Source organism: Vibrio sp. 10N.247.311.12 (assembly GCF_041467515.1).
Lineage (GTDB): Bacteria > Pseudomonadota > Gammaproteobacteria > Enterobacterales > Vibrionaceae > Vibrio > Vibrio crassostreae_C.
In genome coordinates this window covers 55,337-71,967 of record NZ_JBFSUV010000016.1, presented here as the reverse complement: position 1 = coordinate 71,967, position 16,631 = coordinate 55,337, and the positions used below count along the sequence as shown (strand labels likewise).

Below are 16,631 nucleotides of genomic sequence, written 5' to 3'. Positions count from 1 at the left end.
CCGTTATCTCCTAAAGTGTGTCGTAGTAATCGCGAATGTGTTGCGTCTCACGATACCCTGTCTTCTTCACGTCTTCTTTCGAAATTTCAACAGTTTCTGAAGCGGTTGCCACTTTAGTTGTACCAGCGACAACGGCACCAGCAACGGCTGCAGTCGTCAAGCCTTTGAGTAGATCCCTACGGCTTGTATTTATATCTTTATTATCTTTCATCATTGCTTCCTTACCTTACGGTAGATCTTTTTTTGGAGGCTTAATGCCCCTCTATCGATATAATCGCGTACTGCTCGATTACTCGTAATCAGTGACGTTTTTCACATCAATCTTTAATTTGTGCTTACTGCTTTTTGTATTCACGCTAAAACGCACTTGTTCTAACGTTAAGAATGCTTCACACAGTTGAGCGGCCGATTTGTAGAAGTTCGCGCTTTCTGCCCCTTCAAGCTGACGCGTGAAAGAGTTAAACCAAGGGCCAAGGTGCTTATTGAATACCGCCTGTTGCAGTGCTTCTTCTTCAGCCGTTAGCATCGCCATCACTTCACACAGTGCTGCGATATGATCTTCCGGCTCTTTCACTTGATCGTCACGCTCAATGCCTAAAAGCTCTAAGTCATGACGAATCTCCGCCAATGGTTTTTCCATCATGGCGCCAGTGCGATGCCAAGAACCAAATGGAACGACTTCTCCACGCCCAATACCGATGAACAAATCTTGATATTCGTCTTCAAGAGCTTCACGGTTTGATTCTGTTGCCGCTTGTTGAATGGCAATCCAAGCCTTTTGCATTGCGCTTTCAGACGCTTCAATATCGAGTGTTTTTAGAAAGTCGATCACCTCTTCAGAAGGTGCGCTGCGAAACAGTGCGGATAGAACCAAATAGATCTCAGTTCTTAGTGTCTGTTCTTGTGCCTGATCCAAATTCGTTTCCAAGGCTAACTCCTAGTATTTCAATTGTTTCAATGGGTCTTGAGCCATTGAATCGAACATATCCACCACACGGCAGTCTTCACACATAGCAATACGATTAATCGCTGCTTCATCTGAAAAGTGAGAGTGACCGCGTAACTTGTTCTGTAACATGTCAATCATAGACTGAGGTGCGAATGGTTTATGGCAACGTACACATTCCGCAGCTTTCTCTTCATGAATCACAACTGCTTTTTGACGTTCTTCTTTTACCCAGTTCATACGAGGCGTAAGAGTCAGAACATTTTCAGGACATGCCTTTTCACACAAGCCACATTGAATACAGTCTTGTTCTACAAATTTAAGTGATGGAGAAGCCCCGTCGGTATGAAGTGCACGTGTCGGACACACAGCCACACAGCTCATACATAACGTACAATCTTTGCTATCACACGAAACGTTGCCGTAAGGTGCGTTTGACGGAAGCTCAACAATATTTTCAACAGGAATACGAGCTGAAGACATCGCATCAAGTGCTGTAAATAGACGTTGGCGCTTGTTGCCTTGAAGATCGCCAAGTGCAAGGTCGAATGAATCCACACAAAGTGTTGGAGGACATTCACGTAGAGATTCTAAGTACAGAATATCGATGGTTTCTTTTGGAATACCGATTTGATCTAGTAGTTCTTGAGCAATCCCTACTTCGTTATTCAGAACACGAATGATCGTTTCTGGCATAAAGCGAGATGCGGCAAACAGAACCTGAGTTGCGCCATTAACTAAAGCTGCAAACCAAGTATCGATACCAATAGATGGCAGTTCTTCTACGACAATTGGAATCACGTTATCTGGTAGCGCTTTAAGAGCCATCACGTTGTAAGTCTCATGACGTGAGCTACAGATAAGTACGATTGGATCCAGACCACCCGCTTGCTCATAATTAGCTAGCGTACGTTCAATAAACTTTTGAGTGTCATCAGGGTTTGGCAGCGCATAGGTAATCGCTTCTGTAGGACAACTAGTTGCACAAGTACCAACGCCTTGACATAGGTAAGGGTTAATCTCAATCTTGTGACCCGTCTTATCAGAGCCTTCACTTGATAGTGCGCCAGCAGGACAAGCATCTACACAACGCTCACAGCCTTTTACGCCACGAGAACTGTGCGCGCAAAGGTCAGTGTCGAGACGGAAGAACTTAGGCTTATCAAATGTGCCCATAAGCGTTGGAATCTCTTCCAGTGCTTCAGCAAGTTTTGGATAGCCACGACCTACTGGGTAATAACCCGGTACAGGTACTTCTTCTGTCATGCAGCTATTCAGACATAGGTCTAAAACAACATCGAAACAATCGTGATTAATCGCGACTTTCGCTAGATTGCTTGATGTGCCTTTGTTTTCGATCACAACTTCAAACGTGCCAAGGAAACCGGATACTTGAACCGAATTCGCGAAGTACAGTTCTGGGTTTGTGCCCTTTTCGCCATCTGTTGACAATAAGGTTAGGCTCGTCAATTGAGGTAATTGAGCCGCAGCACTTTCAATGATCGCAGTTGGACCAATAACAAGTGTATTACCGCCGCTTTCGTAGCTAACAGTAGGTGGAATCAGATTTGTTAACTCAACTGTATTTTCAAATGCATACAGTCTTGCTTTCGCGTTATTTGAATTTGCTTGTTCTAATAATTGTTTAAGCATTGCTCAGTTCCATCTTTGGACATGGATAATCTGTTCAACCTTTATTGTAGTAAGCGAGAGAGAACTTGCTGAGTAATCCGTTAACAACTAACCCTTTAGCCAGTGTGTCGTTCGTCAGACCGTGAACTCGTCTATCTACAAAAAAGTTGATAATGAACGTTATTTTGCAAATGCCATGCCAATTTAATATGCCTTATATTTCAGTGATTTAATCCTATATAACGTTTATTGTGCGTATAAAAAAACCGCTTGGGACATTTTGTCGCAAGCGGTTCATTGAGTGTTTAGTCAAAATGTACCTATTCTTTGTGTGGTATATTTTGTCCCACCTCTTTCAGGTCTGCTTCGTCTGACATTGTAGCGTTATTATCCGATACTGTTTTTTTATACAGTTCTTTTTCTTGTTCGGTTATTTCGGCACTTTCTGACGTTTCAAGTTTATTATCAGATACCTCAAGATCGCTTTCAGAATTTTCTAAAACTTCACCTTCGTCTTTATTATCAATGATTTGCTCTTCTTCTGGCGCAGTTTCTTCTTCCGTTTTGTCTTTAACCCAATCACGCAAGGTTTCCGCAACCCCTTCAGAAAGAGACTTCAAATTACTGTAATCGTCGTCGTAATCATCTAAACCATCACGAACGTTGAATTCTTCTGAGAGGAATAATTTACGCAATGCCGCTTTTTTTACGCTTTCTGAAGCTTCTGACACCAATAATTGAGCAACAGACAAGTCTTCAGTCGTTTCTGATGCTATCTCCTGAGAGTCAATAGTTTGAGAATCGACAGCGTGTTCTGGAGACTCTTTTTCCAAAGTTCCACGTTCTAGTGACTCCGATGTTTCTGCGTCTATAGATGAAGCAGCAGACGAAGCCTCAGTGGAAGTAAGCTCAGTTTCCTCAAGCGTTTGTTGCGCTTCTAAAGGTTGGTCGGTTGATTCATCAAGCTTTCGTTGAGACCAACGGCTAAAAAAGTTAGTTGCCATTTGATCGACCCGCGCCTTTACGTTTCTTACGTCTTGCTTCTAATAATTCACCATGACGACCGATAAAGGCTTCCATCCACGCTTGTACAGGTAAAGGCATGTCGTATGACAATACTTGGTTATCTCCGTCCATGTATTGGCCTGCGACTGTTTGTGATGCTGTCAGTAATTGAATAATAGGTTTACCGGAGTCAACATTATCCATAACTAAGAATAGCTTAGGTTGCTGAGAGCTTAGATTGAAGCGGTAGTCGGTACGTTCGTCTTTGTGTAACTGAAGCAAACATACGTCTGGGGTTTCATGTTCAGGTGATAATTCAAAACCGATGAGTTCCCATTGAGTTGTTACCCAAATGCCAGTTTTGATCTCTTTCTCTATTCTTTGGACACCTATTGGCCAAGCTGATTCTGTTTTTTCGTAGTGTTCTTGGAATTCTTTTATCTCAGACATACTGCACCCAATTGATTTTCTTTATTCTGATCGTACGTAGGACATTTTGTACTTCGCATAATCATATACCCTCTACAAAGCAATAAACACGCCAATACATTTTAAGTCCTGCTCCGTCTTTAGTGCGTTTGTCGTAAAGTTACCCCTATAACGTTAGTCGATCGCGCTGGTTTGAGACAGTTAGTCTCGGTGAACTCTCATATTTTGCGCTATTTTAATCGAATGCTTCATGTTTTCTCGAATAGCCGCTATTTTGGAATGAGAATTGCTAAATGCTTGAGTTAAAGCTAAGACTGACTAAGTGACAGAGAACGCATGTATTCTAAAGAGTCGTATGATGACTCTTGCCTAACTTCTTCTCCCTTATAATCGCTATCTCATTAAGTAGGACGTGACTGTGGTAAAACCAAACATAATAAAAACCAGTGAAAACCCACTTCAGACCATCGAAGTTGAAGTGTTTGATGAATATGGCGAAAAGCTAACGAAACAAATTGCGTGCGAGCGCCCTCTTACCGTTATGTTGAACTGGAAAGAGATCGTAACTCTAATGACATTGGGTTCACGCCCGGAAGCATTAGTCTTGGGTTATTTGAAAAACCAAAGCTTCCTTTCTGATCCAGAAGCCGTTGAATCAATCATCATCGACTGGGAAACCAGCTCAGCAGCGGTTATCACCAAAGAAGATACGAGCCAACTTGAGCAAGCGCTTAAGAAGAAGACAGTTACCTCTGGCTGTGGCCAAGGTACCATGTATGGCAACGTGATGAAGCAATTGGAAGATTACCAAGTGCCTCAAACCAAGATTAAGCAATCTGAAATCTATACGGCTCTAGAAGCGCTGACTCATTATAACGACACCTACAAGAAAGCGGGTGCGGTTCATGGCTGTGCTGTTTGCAAAGACGATCAGGTGTTGTCGTTTGTGGAAGATGTAGGCCGTCACAATGCGGTTGATACCCTAGCGGGTGAGATGTGGCTTAACAAAGAAGATGGCGGAGATAAGATCTTCTACACCACAGGCCGCCTAACCTCTGAAATGGTGATTAAGGTAGCGCAGATGGGAATCCCTGTTCTACTGTCACGCTCTGGCGTTACACAAATGGGCTTAGATTTAGCGCAGAAGTTCGGCATCACTACGATTGCTCGCGCTAAAGGTTTACGCTTCCAAGTGTTCACGGGTGCAGACAAGATTGACTTTGATGTGAAAGGTGAATAATCAGCAGTCGGAAAAAAGCGTAGGTTTGATTGGTGATTCACTAACCGCTTCTAATTGTAAAGTTCTGATGTAAATAGTTAGTGACCCATCAAGGATAAATACATAGAAACTTAGCTAGATACAAAAACGCCGTCATGCTTTTTAGTATGACGGCGTTTTTAATTTTCAATTTATAGCTTAATTTCCAACGCATAGAGTTGAAAACTAAGGCTAACTTAAAGCTTAGCCGCGTGCTTTCAAGAACTCAGCGTAAGTACCGCGGAAATCGTTGATCTTGCCATCTTTGATTTCAAGGATACGAGTTGCAAGCGAGTCTACGAATACACGGTCGTGAGATACGAAGAACAATGTGCCTTTGTAGTTCTCAAGAGCCAAGTTAAGCGCTTCGATAGATTCCATATCCATGTGGTTTGTTGGCTCATCCATTAGCAGGATGTTTGGTTTATGCATCATGATTTTACCAAGAAGCATACGACCTTGCTCACCACCAGAGATAACCTTTACAGATTTCTTAATGTCGTCTTGACCAAATAGCATACGACCTAGGAAGCCACGAACAACTTGCTCGTCTTCGCCTTCTTGGCGCCATTGGCTCATCCAATCAAACAAGTTCATGTCTGTCTCGAAATCGTGTGCGTGATCTTGAGCGTAGTAACCGATGTTTGAGTTTTCAGACCACTTGTACTCACCTGTGCGAGGCTCAAGAGCGCCAGCTAGTGTGTTAAGTAGTGTTGTTTTACCCACACCGTTCTCACCGATGATAGCAACACGCTCACCTACTTCGAAAATACCGTCGAACTTGTTGTATAGGTCTTCTTCAAAACCTTGAGATAGGTTTTCAACCACAAGTGCGTTACGGAATAGCTCTTTAGACTGTTCGAAACGGATGAATGGGTTTTGACGGCTAGACGCTTTAACTTCGTCTAGTTGGATCTTATCGATCTGCTTAGCACGTGACGTTGCTTGCTTCGCTTTAGATGCGTTAGCAGAGAAACGAGATACGAACGTTTGAAGTTCAGCAATTTGTGCTTTCTTCTTAGCGTTGTCAGACAGTAGACGCTCACGAGCTTGAGTCGCAGCCGTCATGTACTCATCGTAGTTACCTGGGAATAGACGAAGTTCGCCGTAATCAAGGTCAGCCATGTGTGTACAAACAGAGTTTAGGAAGTGACGGTCGTGCGAAATGATGATCATTGTGCAGTTACGTTGGTTTAGCGTGTCTTCCAACCACTTGATGGTGTCCATGTCCAGGTTGTTCGTTGGTTCGTCAAGAAGCATGATATGCGGGTCTGCAAACAGTACTTGAGACAATAGAACACGAAGTTTCCAACCCGGTGCTACTTCGCTCATCAGACCGAAGTGCATTGATTCTTCAATACCTACCGCTAGAAGAAGCTCACCAGCTTTAGCTTCTGCCATGTAGCCGTCCATTTCAGCGAACTGAACTTCAAGGTCAGCCACTTTCATGCCGTCTTCTTCGCTCATTTCTGGCAAAGAGTAAATGCGGTCACGCTCTTGCTTAATAGCCCAAAGCTCTTTGTGACCCATGATAACCGTGTCGATTACCGTGAATTCTTCGTAAGCAAACTGGTCTTGGTTTAGCTTAGCAACGCGCTCGTTTGGATCGTAGCTTACGTTACCAGCACTTGGCTCTAGTTCACCAGATAGGATCTTCATGAACGTCGATTTACCACAGCCATTCGCGCCGATTAAACCGTAGCGGTTGCCTTCGCCGAACTTAACTGAAATATTTTCGAAAAGTGGCTTAGCGCCGAATTGTTGGGTGATATTTGCTGTGGAGATCAATGCCATTACCTTTTTAATGTGAAAAACGCCGCAACGTTACTTGTTCAAGGCTTTAACTGCAAGTATTGATTGCAATTACTGGCCATTAAGTGAGTGATAACCTAGCCAAATCATAGTTTGAACTGACTCCCATTTTTGGTTTTCTATTTATCGCCGTAAAACCGTCGATTTTAAGGAAAAACAAAATATCGAACAGCGCACCATAATGGGCGGTATATAACGTCCCAAATCATGCCAACCATTGAATATATCGTATGCTGATTGGTCACAGTAAAAGCCAACCCGATCAACGCAACAGAAGACATAATAAAGATGCTCAAATACTAGCCTAATCCCTGACAATTTCATGACAAAATCGCTCGAAACAGGAATAAAGTACTCGCCCCCGACACGGGGTTGGATTTCACAAAGTCAGATTATCTAACTATAGTAATCCTAACCTCATAATTCTAAGAGACTTTTATGCGTTCACTATCGCGCTTCTTAATCCTCACTTTGGCCATTCTCTCTTGGCCTAGTCATGCCAACTTGGAATATGACTTACAATCTCAGCCGCAGGTATCCGATTCTGCTGTTGATCTCGATGATCGAATTGATTCGTTACCCGACCCCCTCTTTATGGAACCGTCGGACAGACGCCAAGTCAATATATTGCTCGCTGAAGTGCTACAAGTTCAAAAGCAGGAAATCAAAACCTTCGAGCAACAGATAAAAGCCTACAGAGCGAACAACGACGCCGATCAATGGTTTGCCGTTCAAACCAGTTACGTCACTTTGAATAGCTTGAATGTGAGCAAGCAACACCTGTTAGAGCAGACGAATTCCGCTAATAAAGAGCGCCTAACGGGTTTTGGCCCCTACGGCGTAACTCAATTTAAGCAAGAGTGGGAATTAACCAAGCTCAACATTGAGTATCTTGTTTACTTCCAAATTCGTAGCTTTAAAGCGCTCGTTAAAGACATCTTTATTTCGCCAGTGCCTGTGATTGGTGCATCGTTAAAAGTGTTGTTTATCTATTTTGGTTTAGCGTGGTGGCTTGCCAATAGCACTCGTTTGATTGAGTTGTTAAGAATTAATTTTCTTGAAGCGAAAACGAACCCTCCATTTTTAGTTCGTGTGATCTGGTACATCAGCCGCGCTGATCGTGCGATTGCTTGGTTAATTGCGATTACGCTTTCTCTAAGAGTGCTCTCCAGCATCCCTAGCCTGCAACACCTGATTTTCCTTGAGATCTTCACTTGGTGGATTCTAGGTGGTTCGATTGCTATCAGCTTTATTTTGGAATTTGCGTATCGTTTGGGCCGCACATCTAATCAAGAAGTGATTGCGCTGCGCCTATCGACCATTCGCCGTTATGTTTGGAGCTTCATTGTTGCGGGCGTGACTTTGCAAATATCGAGTATCACGCTAGGCAAAGGCACTATCTATAGCTGGATCTACAGCGCCCTATTTTTCTGGTTTGTACTGGTTACCATTTCAGTGCTTAGATTATGGCGTGCGAAAGTCTTCGATACGCTGCAACACATCTCTGATCGTCCGGTATGGGTGAACTGGGCAGTAAACCGCAAGGATACCTTCTTACTTAATATATTGGCGACGGCCATTGGCATCGTATGGTTGAGTGTTTACAACTTCCAACACCGCATCATGGCCTTACTGTCTAATTACACACTGTTTAGCCAAGCTTTGGCGTACCTGTTTAGAATTGAAGTGGCTAAGCAGTCTGACCTTGACAAGAATCAACAAAACTTGGTTCGAATCAAAGGCGATCAAACCTATGAATACATTCTTCCGGGTAATATCGACAGCACGCTGATTGATTACGCCGGTGATGAGGTTAAGCAACTGTCTCGCTACTTGATGTCAGACAGCCCTGCTATCTGTATTGTTTCAGGTGAACGTGGTGTGGGCGCAACAACGCTGCTTTATACACTGCTGCACAAAGTCTCTAACGCTGAACCTGTCTACGTAAGTTGCCCTTACGCTGGTTATCAAGAGCTGTTAGCGCATCTAGCGGTGAGCATCGGCTTGGAAGAGAAAGCGACTGAGATTCAGATCTTGGCTCACCTTCGTAAAAGCAAGACCACGTACTTGATTGCGATCGATAATGCACAACGTCTAGTTAAGCCAATGGTTGGCGGCTTGTCTGATCTGATACGTTTAACCAATCTACTGCGTCGTTCTAAAAAAAACCACCGTGTCGTGATATCGATCGCCAAATCAAGCTGGCGGTTTGTCGATCGAGCGCGTGGCGAACGTTTGCTGTTTGACTTGGTGTGTTTCCTTCCGCGTTGGACAGAGAAACAAGTCGGTGAGCTTCTAAATAGCCGTATTAATACGGAGCTTGAGAAGCCGTTATCGTTTGATGGTTTGGTGGTGCCTAAACAGTGGGACCAAGATGACATGAGCGAGGAAGATCGCGCACGCCAAGGCTTCTACCGAATCTTGTGGCATTACTCTGATGGTAACCCTACCGTTGCGTTGCGCTTCTTCCGACTCTCATTGAATCGAAACAAAGATACCGATCAAGCCGTGGTGCGCTTGTTCCATGTTCCAGAAGCACAAGAACTAGAAAACATGCCAAAACCTATGCTGGCTGTGCTTCGTTCTATCGTGCAGTTGGAAATCGCGTCTCCGGAAGTCTTGTCTGATTGTACGCAGCTAAGCACGGCTGAGATAACCGGCATTCTGCGTTACTTTGAAAGCCGTGGTTATATTGGTTGGCATGAAGAAAAGGCTCGAATTTCCGAGCACTGGTTCCGCCACATTACTAACGTTCTCGACCGTCAACATCTACTGGTGAAGTAAAATGAAGAAGTTATTTATCCTACTATTTGTTGGCTTGGCAAGTGCTGTCAGTTTCCCGATCTTTGCGACGGAAGAGTTAGCCAATGTAGAAAACATCTCAAAGATAGCGAGTCTAGTGCGATGGAGCGGCGTGTTCTTCTCCATGATCGTTATTGCTGCGATGTGGTTACTGCTTAAGTTTATCAACTCGATGGTGACCAGTTTTGGTAGCCAATTCGTGCAATACCGAATGCTGCTACAGAAACTGCAGTCGTTTACTCAGTTCTTTATCTATGTGAGCACAGGTCTTATCGTGTTCATGATGAGCTTTAGAATCAACGACCAAATACTGGCTTTGATTGGTGGTACCCTCGCCGTGTCAGTCGGCTTTGCGCTTAAAGATTTGGCAGCTTCATTCATCGCGGGCATCACGGTAATGATTGATAGGCCCTTTCAAGTTGGTGACCGCGTCACGTTCGAAGGCAACTACGGTGATATCATTACCATTGGTTTGCGTTCAGTGCGAATGAGAACCCTGAACGATGACATCATTACCATTCCGAACAACAAGTTCTTAAATGAAGTGACCACCAGTGGTAACTACGGTGCGTTGGACATGCAGGTGGTGATTCCGTTTTACGTTGGTATGGATGAAGACATCACCCTAGCCCGCGATCTGATTCAAGAAGCGGCGTCTTCAAGTCGTTATATCCACTTGCCGAAACCTGTAACGGTTTTGGTTAAACAGACGATTACCGATAACTACCTAGCAATACAGCTAACTTGTAAGGCTTACGTTGTGGATACTGCGTATGAGAAGCTGTTTGAAACCGACATTACTTTGCGTGTGATGAAAGAGTTTAAGAAGCACAACATCAACCCACCGAAAATTTCAGTAGCGGCGCATTAGGCTTGATGCTTTAGATGTTTGTTGCTTATAGCAAATGACTAGCCATAAATAAAAACACCTCCGAACTTATCGCAAGTGCGGAGGTGTTTTTTATGAGCTTTTTATCTTTAAGCTAATAGTCCTATTGATGCTAAACCTTAAAGTATTTCAATTGCTCAGTAAGGTGTTCTGTAGTGTTCGCCATTTTCTGACTGTCTTCTGCGAGCGATTGTGAGGCTTGGAGTACCTCATTTGCAGCGAGTTGAGATTTGGTTTGCGATAGATTAGTAGTACAGAATTTTCGTGCTTGGGCTAAAACGTTCGTGTAATAGCCCAAGCGCGTTAGAAATATTATCAGATGATAATATTAGTGAATGAGTTCTTAGAACTTATAGGTTTGATACAAGCAATTGAGGTGTCGCTTTCTGTTGAAGATAGATACTAAAGCAACTTCCCTTACCTACCTCAGATTCAACTCGGATCTCGCCGCCAGTTTGGCTCAATATACTCTGAGATACTGACAACCCTAAGCCCGTGCCATCTCGTTTGGTGGTATAGAAAGGCGAGAAGATACGTTTCAGTTGTTCTTCCTTAATACCGCAGCCTTCATCTTGAACATGAACGATAGCGCCATGAGACACACCATTTTCAACCCAGTCTTCACTCGAAATGGTTAACGTGCCCTGACCGTCCATTGCATGAATCGCGTTCATTTGTAGGTTAACCAGAATCTGTAGCAATTGGTTTCGATTGACCTCGACTGAGGTTTTAGCGTTCAGCTGCGATACGTACACAATGCCTTTCTTCTTCGCACCTGTTTTTACGAGCGTAATACTTTCATCCACTATTGGGTTGATATGTTGCCACGTAATTTCGTCTTGTACGCCGCCGTGACGGCTGTATTGAAGCAGGCTTCGTGTGATATTTCGAATTCGGTCAATCTGCTCCATGATCGCGTGGACTTCCTCATCTACACGGCTCACTTCATCGCCCAGTTCAAACTTCATCAGTTCAACGTTGCCAAGAATCACGGCGGTTGGGTTATTGATCTCATGAGCAATACCTGCCGTTAATTCACCTAACGCGGCCAGTTTTTCATTGACCACCAGCTTATCTCTGGCTTGATTGAGAAGCTTGATGTGCAGTTCAAGTTCTTCAGTTTTCTCTTTCAAACTCGCGGTACGAGAATGCACTTTGCACTCTAGTTCAGACGCCGCTTGTTGAATCTCTTGATTACGCTCGTGCAGTAGATCCAACATCTTATCGAACTGTTTAGCGAGCAGTGTCAGTTCGTGTTGATCATCCAAACCTAGCGTACCAATTCGCTTGTCTTGCCCCATCTGTACTAGCTTCACCACTTTATGAATGCGTTCGATTGGGTTGAAAAGATCACGTGCGCCACGGTGAACGATCAAACCGGATGCCAACAGAAGCAACACAATGGTAATGCTAATTTCGCCAAGGTTGGTTAAGTACGTTTCTATCAGCGGCCAAATCAAATAACCGGTGTAAAGCATACCAATCACATTATTAAACTGGTCATGGATTGGTTGGTAAGCTGTGATGTACCAAGCATCGTAAACATACGCTCGATCTAGCCACTCTTTACCTTCATTCAAGACTTTCGAGTGAACCTCGTGAGAAACACGTGTACCAATGGCGCGCCCTACACTGTCTTCACTGCTCAAAGGCACGTTGGTGCTAACACGAAGATCATCAAGGAAAACCGTGACCGTTCCTATATGACGATTAAAACCTTCTCGTTGTGGATAGATAAGGTTACTGATTTGGTCAACAAGTTGAGTACTGTTATTCAGTAAGATCCCACCATCCAGAAAACCAATCACATGATCATGTTCATCTTTGATGGATACAACGGTTCGGCTTACCAATCCGCGAGTCTCGACCTCTTGCCCGTTGAGCATCGGAACTTCCGCTTTTTTAGCGAGGTCACGATCGAGATAATTGAGTTCATTACGGCTTAAGACACTGAAAAATGAAGGCTTGTGAGTTAAGTTTAGATATTCGAGTTTCTTTTCCATGCTCTCGACACTGCGCCAGCGCAGAAAATCGAGCTCATAGCGAGATTTGTTCTCAGACACCCAGCGAGTTAGCTCTTCGTGTGAAAGATCACTCGCGAGTTTGGTTCGAAAGTTATAAGACTCGGCGAACGCACGAACGTTGTATGCTTGCTGATTTTGGATCAGGTGAATACTGTTATCGGCAACATCCAAGCGTTCATCAACATCAATCAGAGCGCCCTGCCACGTGTAACGTATTGACCAATACAGTGTGATAGCCACAAGCGCGCACAAGGTCAGAATGATCGGAGCTGATGTTAGGAATAATAATCGGTAGCGAACCATGGTTTTGAATCGGAACGCCCACTTTGACCACCAACGACGTCTAATCGGCATATTCAGAGCCTTCTGTGTTCCAATCTTTGTACTTACGCTCTAGCGTTTTACGTGCGACGCCAAGATCTCTTGCAGCTGCCGATTTATTGCCATCATGAAAACTAACCAGCTGTTCTATATGAGATTTTTCTACTTCTTTGAGTGTCCAAGTGTTTGGATAACCCTCGGCAGCGTCTGCATTATTCAAGTTTGGCATTTCCGCACCATGTGACACCGTCACTGAAATGCTAGCGGGAACAGGATCACCATTAATCTCGCGCCAATAGTGTGCTGGTGGCTTGTCTAAAAGAATGCATCGTTCGACTAAGTTTTTAAGTTCACGAATATTTCCCGGCCATTCGTATTCGTTCAACGCCAAGATATCTTCATGTGCCCAATTTGGAACTGGCATGCCAAGCTCGCTCGATAAAAGACGAGTAAAGTATGGAACAAGTTCAATCAGGTCTGACGGGCGCTCTCTCAATGGCACCACATCAATCTTAAGTACATTGAGTCGGTAGAACAGATCGCGGCGGAAGTGCCCTTTATCGACCTCTTCTTGAAGATTTCGGTTGGTCGCCGCCACCACTCGTACGTCAACGGAAATTTCCTTCTCGCTACCGACTGGACGAATGGTTCTTTGCTCTAACACGCGTAACAATGCAGCTTGCATTGGCAGTGGCATTTCACCAATTTCATCAAGGAACAAGGTGCCACCACTTGCGACTCGGAAAAGACCTTCACGGTTTTTCTTCGCACCAGTAAATGCGCCTGATGTATGTCCAAACAGTTCACTTTCTAGAAGCTCTGGAGCAATCGCACCACAGTTGATTGGCACAAATGGACCTGTGCGTTTACTGGCTTCATGTACACCACGAGCAACCAGCTCTTTGCCGGTACCCGACTCACCTTCTATCAAGACGGACGCTCGAGACGGTGCAAATTGACTGATCAGCAATTTAAGTTGTTTGGTCTTGTCTGAATTGCCAATCAGTTCAGTCTTGATATGACGACTCACATCACGCTTCAACGCGTACTGCATTCTTTGGTCGAGTCGCTTATCCATACAACGCAGAACCGCTTGTATCATCTGTTCGAGGTTGAACGGCTTAAGAATAAAATCTGAAGCACCAAGCTTAAGCGCGGATATGGTCATCTCTAGATCGGCATAACCCGTCATGAAAATCACATCGGCGCGTTTGTCGTTGTCGTTAAACGCCTCTTCCCACTCAATGCCAGAGCGGCCTGGTAGGTTGATATCAAGGACAATCAGATCAAAATGTTCGCTCGAACGCAGCGTTTCAGCCTCTTCAACCGATCCTGCGCTCGACACCTTGCCAAAGAACTTACCCAGTGCTTTCTTTAAGATAGCCTGCATACCCAATTCATCATCGACCACCAAGACGGAAAACGCCTGATACTGAGTCAATGTGTTCGGGTTGAGATTGGATGCAGATGAACTAGGTAAAGACATAATGATTAGCCGGTGAGAAAAGTTGGGACAGAGTGTACCAATTAACCTTTTGATCAACAGGGTCAAAGTGCGACATTTTGTCCTAGCTCATGTTTTGATTCATTTTATAGGGTCAAATGGCGCAGTTTTGTCCGAAATAACAGCAATTTAATGAAATCTGATGCATCATTTATTGGCATTAAGCTTGCTTATAAGGTGATGATTTCTAATTACAAGAATTAGCATCTTATGTACATGCCCTTCTTTGAGCCCTTTAAAATGAAGGCATGTCATTCATTTATAACAGAATGGACATAATAATAATGAAAGCAATTCCCCTAACTATTGCAGCTCTATCTATCGTCAGTTACTCGGCTAGCAGCGCAGAAGACACCACGCATATCAAGCTTGCGACAACGACAAGCACTTATCACTCTGGCCTACTGGATTACCTACTGCCTGAATTCGAAAAAGATTCTGGCATTAAAGTAGATGTTCTTGCTGCGGGTACGGGTAAATCTCTTCGCATGGGTGAAAATGGCGATGTGGATTTGGTGATGACTCACGCACCAAAGGCTGAAGCGAACTTTGTTGAAAAAGGCTACGGCGTTTTACCTCGTAAACTGATGTACAACGACTTTGTGATTGTTGGCCCTCAAAGCGACCCAGCGAAAGTTGAATCTCAAAAAGCAGTAGCTGATGTATTTAAAGCAATCGCAACCAACAACGTGACGTTTGTGTCTCGTGGTGATGATTCAGGTACGCACAAGAAAGAGATGGGCATTTGGGCACAGACCAAAATGGAACCAAACTTTGGTGGCTACCGCAGTGTTGGTCAAGGCATGGGCCCTACTCTGAACATGGCGTCTGAAATGCAAGGCTACACCATGACAGACCGTGGCACGTGGTTGGCTTACCAAAACAAACTGGATCTTAAAATCCTTTTCCAAGGCGACAAGAACCTATTTAACCCTTACCAAGTGATTCTTGTTAACCCTGAGCGCTACCCAAGCATTAACTACCAAGCGGCGAAAGTATTCAGTGATTGGCTGGTGAACCCTAAAGGTCAGAAACTGATTAACGACTTTAAACTGCACGGCAAACAGCTATTTGTAGCGAGTGCAGAGTAGTTTTTCGTCAGCGTAGATTCGTTTATAACAAGCTGAGAATGGTTTGTTGTAAGTGCTGATTCCAATTAGCACTACGCTTAACTAATCAGTTAACTGAAGCGATTAAAGAAACAATAGCTGGCCAATATAGGCTCAATAATATTGTGTCAGCTATGATTAACATCAGTCATTACCGATAAAGACCCATTATCGATTCACACGAGATACTTCATGACCCTATGGCAAACAACGCTTGATGCATTGAATTTACTAATCAGTTTCGACCAAGAACTGTGGCAAATTGTAGCGGTATCCTTCAGCGTATCTTTGTCCGCCATTTCATTGGTGATTATTCCTGCAATCATCATGGCTTTCATATTGGCTTATACCGAATTCCCCGGTAAATGGGCGCTGCTGTCGGTTATAAACACCTTACAAGCTATCCCTACAGTGGTAATTGGTTTGTTGATGTACATGATGCTCTCTCGTTCCGGCCCATTAGGTGATTGGCAATTGCTGTTCACCCAAAAGGCGATGATTCTGGGTCAGATGCTGATCTGCTTCCCTATTCTGGTTGCTATGATGCACGGCGCGCTGCAAGCCAGTGACCGTCGAGCGGTAGAAACGGCACGTACTCTTGGTGTTTCTACCACTCGAGTCGCGTGTACCTTGATCTGGGAAACTCGTTTTCCTCTACTTGCAGCTGCCATTGCTGCCTTCTCTCGCATCGTAACTGAGGTGGGTTGTTCAATGATGGTAGGTGGCAACATTATGGGAATGACTCGAAATATCCCAACGGCTATTGCTATGGAAAGTCACAAAGGCGCATTCGCACAAGGTGTCGCGCTTGGCATGGTTTTATTGGCATTGGCATTAGCCCTTAACTTTTTCCTTTCCAGTGTGAGAGGAAAAGGCTATCTAAGAACTTAGGAACGCTGT

The 16,631-nt window shown here is 44.1% G+C and carries 13 protein-coding genes; 5 read left to right on the top strand and 8 right to left on the bottom strand.

Annotation, left to right across the window (positions count from 1 at the left end):
* Positions 1-10: 10 nt before the first annotated feature.
* From AB6E30_RS09200 to AB6E30_RS09180, 5 genes are all read right to left on the bottom strand, one after another.
* On the bottom strand, positions 11-211 hold the full coding sequence (locus AB6E30_RS09200) for a twin-arginine translocation signal domain-containing protein (RefSeq protein WP_008217926.1): 201 nt from the start codon (positions 209-211) through the stop codon (positions 11-13).
* Positions 212-289: 78 nt separating this feature from the next.
* Positions 290-928, bottom strand: a complete 639-nt coding sequence (locus AB6E30_RS09195) for a molecular chaperone (RefSeq protein ID WP_017059621.1) — start codon at positions 926-928, stop codon at positions 290-292.
* Between the two features lie 9 nt (positions 929-937).
* A complete protein-coding gene (locus AB6E30_RS09190) occupies positions 938-2,599 on the bottom strand; it encodes a 4Fe-4S dicluster domain-containing protein (RefSeq protein ID WP_017059620.1) in 1,662 nt (553 codons plus the stop codon).
* A 299-nt stretch (positions 2,600-2,898) separates the two neighbouring features.
* Positions 2,899-3,582: a DUF3306 domain-containing protein gene (locus tag AB6E30_RS09185; protein ID WP_229647976.1), complete on the bottom strand. Its 684-nt coding sequence runs from the start codon at positions 3,580-3,582 to the stop codon at positions 2,899-2,901.
* Positions 3,572-4,033, bottom strand: a complete 462-nt coding sequence (locus tag AB6E30_RS09180) for a DUF3305 domain-containing protein (protein ID WP_061034050.1) — start codon at positions 4,031-4,033, stop codon at positions 3,572-3,574. The genes AB6E30_RS09185 and AB6E30_RS09180 overlap by 11 nt, the downstream gene beginning before the upstream one ends.
* 397 nt (positions 4,034-4,430) lie before the next feature.
* On the opposite strand from AB6E30_RS09180, the gene AB6E30_RS09175 reads away from it, so the two are divergent.
* Entirely contained in the window at positions 4,431-5,252 is an 822-nt protein-coding gene (locus tag AB6E30_RS09175; protein ID WP_372103347.1) for a formate dehydrogenase accessory sulfurtransferase FdhD, read from the top strand.
* Between the two features lie 222 nt (positions 5,253-5,474).
* On the opposite strand, the gene AB6E30_RS09170 is transcribed toward AB6E30_RS09175, so the two are convergent.
* Complete coding sequence (locus AB6E30_RS09170; protein WP_009846736.1) at positions 5,475-7,058, bottom strand: ABC-F family ATPase; 1,584 nt, start codon at positions 7,056-7,058, stop codon at positions 5,475-5,477.
* A gap of 462 nt (positions 7,059-7,520) precedes the next feature.
* Between AB6E30_RS09170 and AB6E30_RS09165 the strand changes: the two genes are divergently transcribed.
* Positions 7,521-9,866: an ATP-binding protein gene (locus AB6E30_RS09165; protein ID WP_372103345.1), complete on the top strand. Its 2,346-nt coding sequence runs from the start codon at positions 7,521-7,523 to the stop codon at positions 9,864-9,866.
* A gap of 1 nt (position 9,867) precedes the next feature.
* Complete coding sequence (locus tag AB6E30_RS09160) at positions 9,868-10,755, top strand: mechanosensitive ion channel family protein (RefSeq protein ID WP_017059614.1); 888 nt, start codon at positions 9,868-9,870, stop codon at positions 10,753-10,755.
* Positions 10,756-11,123: 368 nt separating this feature from the next.
* On the opposite strand, the gene AB6E30_RS09155 is transcribed toward AB6E30_RS09160, so the two are convergent.
* Positions 11,124-13,151, bottom strand: a complete 2,028-nt coding sequence (locus AB6E30_RS09155) for a cache domain-containing protein (RefSeq protein WP_102333335.1) — start codon at positions 13,149-13,151, stop codon at positions 11,124-11,126.
* Positions 13,141-14,604, bottom strand: coding sequence for a sigma-54 dependent transcriptional regulator (locus tag AB6E30_RS09150; protein WP_029235435.1), 1,464 nt, complete (start codon positions 14,602-14,604; stop codon positions 13,141-13,143). The genes AB6E30_RS09155 and AB6E30_RS09150 overlap by 11 nt, the downstream gene beginning before the upstream one ends.
* 302 nt (positions 14,605-14,906) lie before the next feature.
* On the opposite strand from AB6E30_RS09150, the gene AB6E30_RS09145 reads away from it, so the two are divergent.
* On the top strand, positions 14,907-15,713 hold the full coding sequence (locus AB6E30_RS09145) for a substrate-binding domain-containing protein (RefSeq protein WP_372103342.1): 807 nt from the start codon (positions 14,907-14,909) through the stop codon (positions 15,711-15,713).
* Positions 15,714-15,923: 210 nt separating this feature from the next.
* Positions 15,924-16,622: an ABC transporter permease gene (locus tag AB6E30_RS09140; protein ID WP_299134437.1), complete on the top strand. Its 699-nt coding sequence runs from the start codon at positions 15,924-15,926 to the stop codon at positions 16,620-16,622.
* The last annotated feature ends 9 nt before the right edge of the window (positions 16,623-16,631 follow it).

Excerpts from the sequence above, each read along its gene's own strand:
- AB6E30_RS09160 (WP_017059614.1), top strand. The coding sequence starts at position 9,868 with ATGAAGAAGTTATTTATCCTACTATTTGTTGGCTTGGCAAGTGCTGTC.
- AB6E30_RS09190 (WP_017059620.1), bottom strand. The coding sequence starts at position 2,599 with ATGCTTAAACAATTATTAGAACAAGCAAATTCAAATAACGCGAAAGCA.
- AB6E30_RS09200 (WP_008217926.1), bottom strand. The coding sequence starts at position 211 with ATGAAAGATAATAAAGATATAAATACAAGCCGTAGGGATCTACTCAAA.
- AB6E30_RS09185 (WP_229647976.1), bottom strand. The coding sequence starts at position 3,582 with ATGGCAACTAACTTTTTTAGCCGTTGGTCTCAACGAAAGCTTGATGAA.
- AB6E30_RS09180 (WP_061034050.1), bottom strand. The coding sequence starts at position 4,033 with ATGTCTGAGATAAAAGAATTCCAAGAACACTACGAAAAAACAGAATCA.
- AB6E30_RS09145 (WP_372103342.1), top strand. The coding sequence starts at position 14,907 with ATGAAAGCAATTCCCCTAACTATTGCAGCTCTATCTATCGTCAGTTAC.
- AB6E30_RS09165 (WP_372103345.1), top strand. The coding sequence starts at position 7,521 with ATGCGTTCACTATCGCGCTTCTTAATCCTCACTTTGGCCATTCTCTCT.
- AB6E30_RS09155 (WP_102333335.1), bottom strand. The coding sequence starts at position 13,151 with ATGCCGATTAGACGTCGTTGGTGGTCAAAGTGGGCGTTCCGATTCAAA.
- AB6E30_RS09140 (WP_299134437.1), top strand. The coding sequence starts at position 15,924 with ATGACCCTATGGCAAACAACGCTTGATGCATTGAATTTACTAATCAGT.
- AB6E30_RS09150 (WP_029235435.1), bottom strand. The coding sequence starts at position 14,604 with ATGTCTTTACCTAGTTCATCTGCATCCAATCTCAACCCGAACACATTG.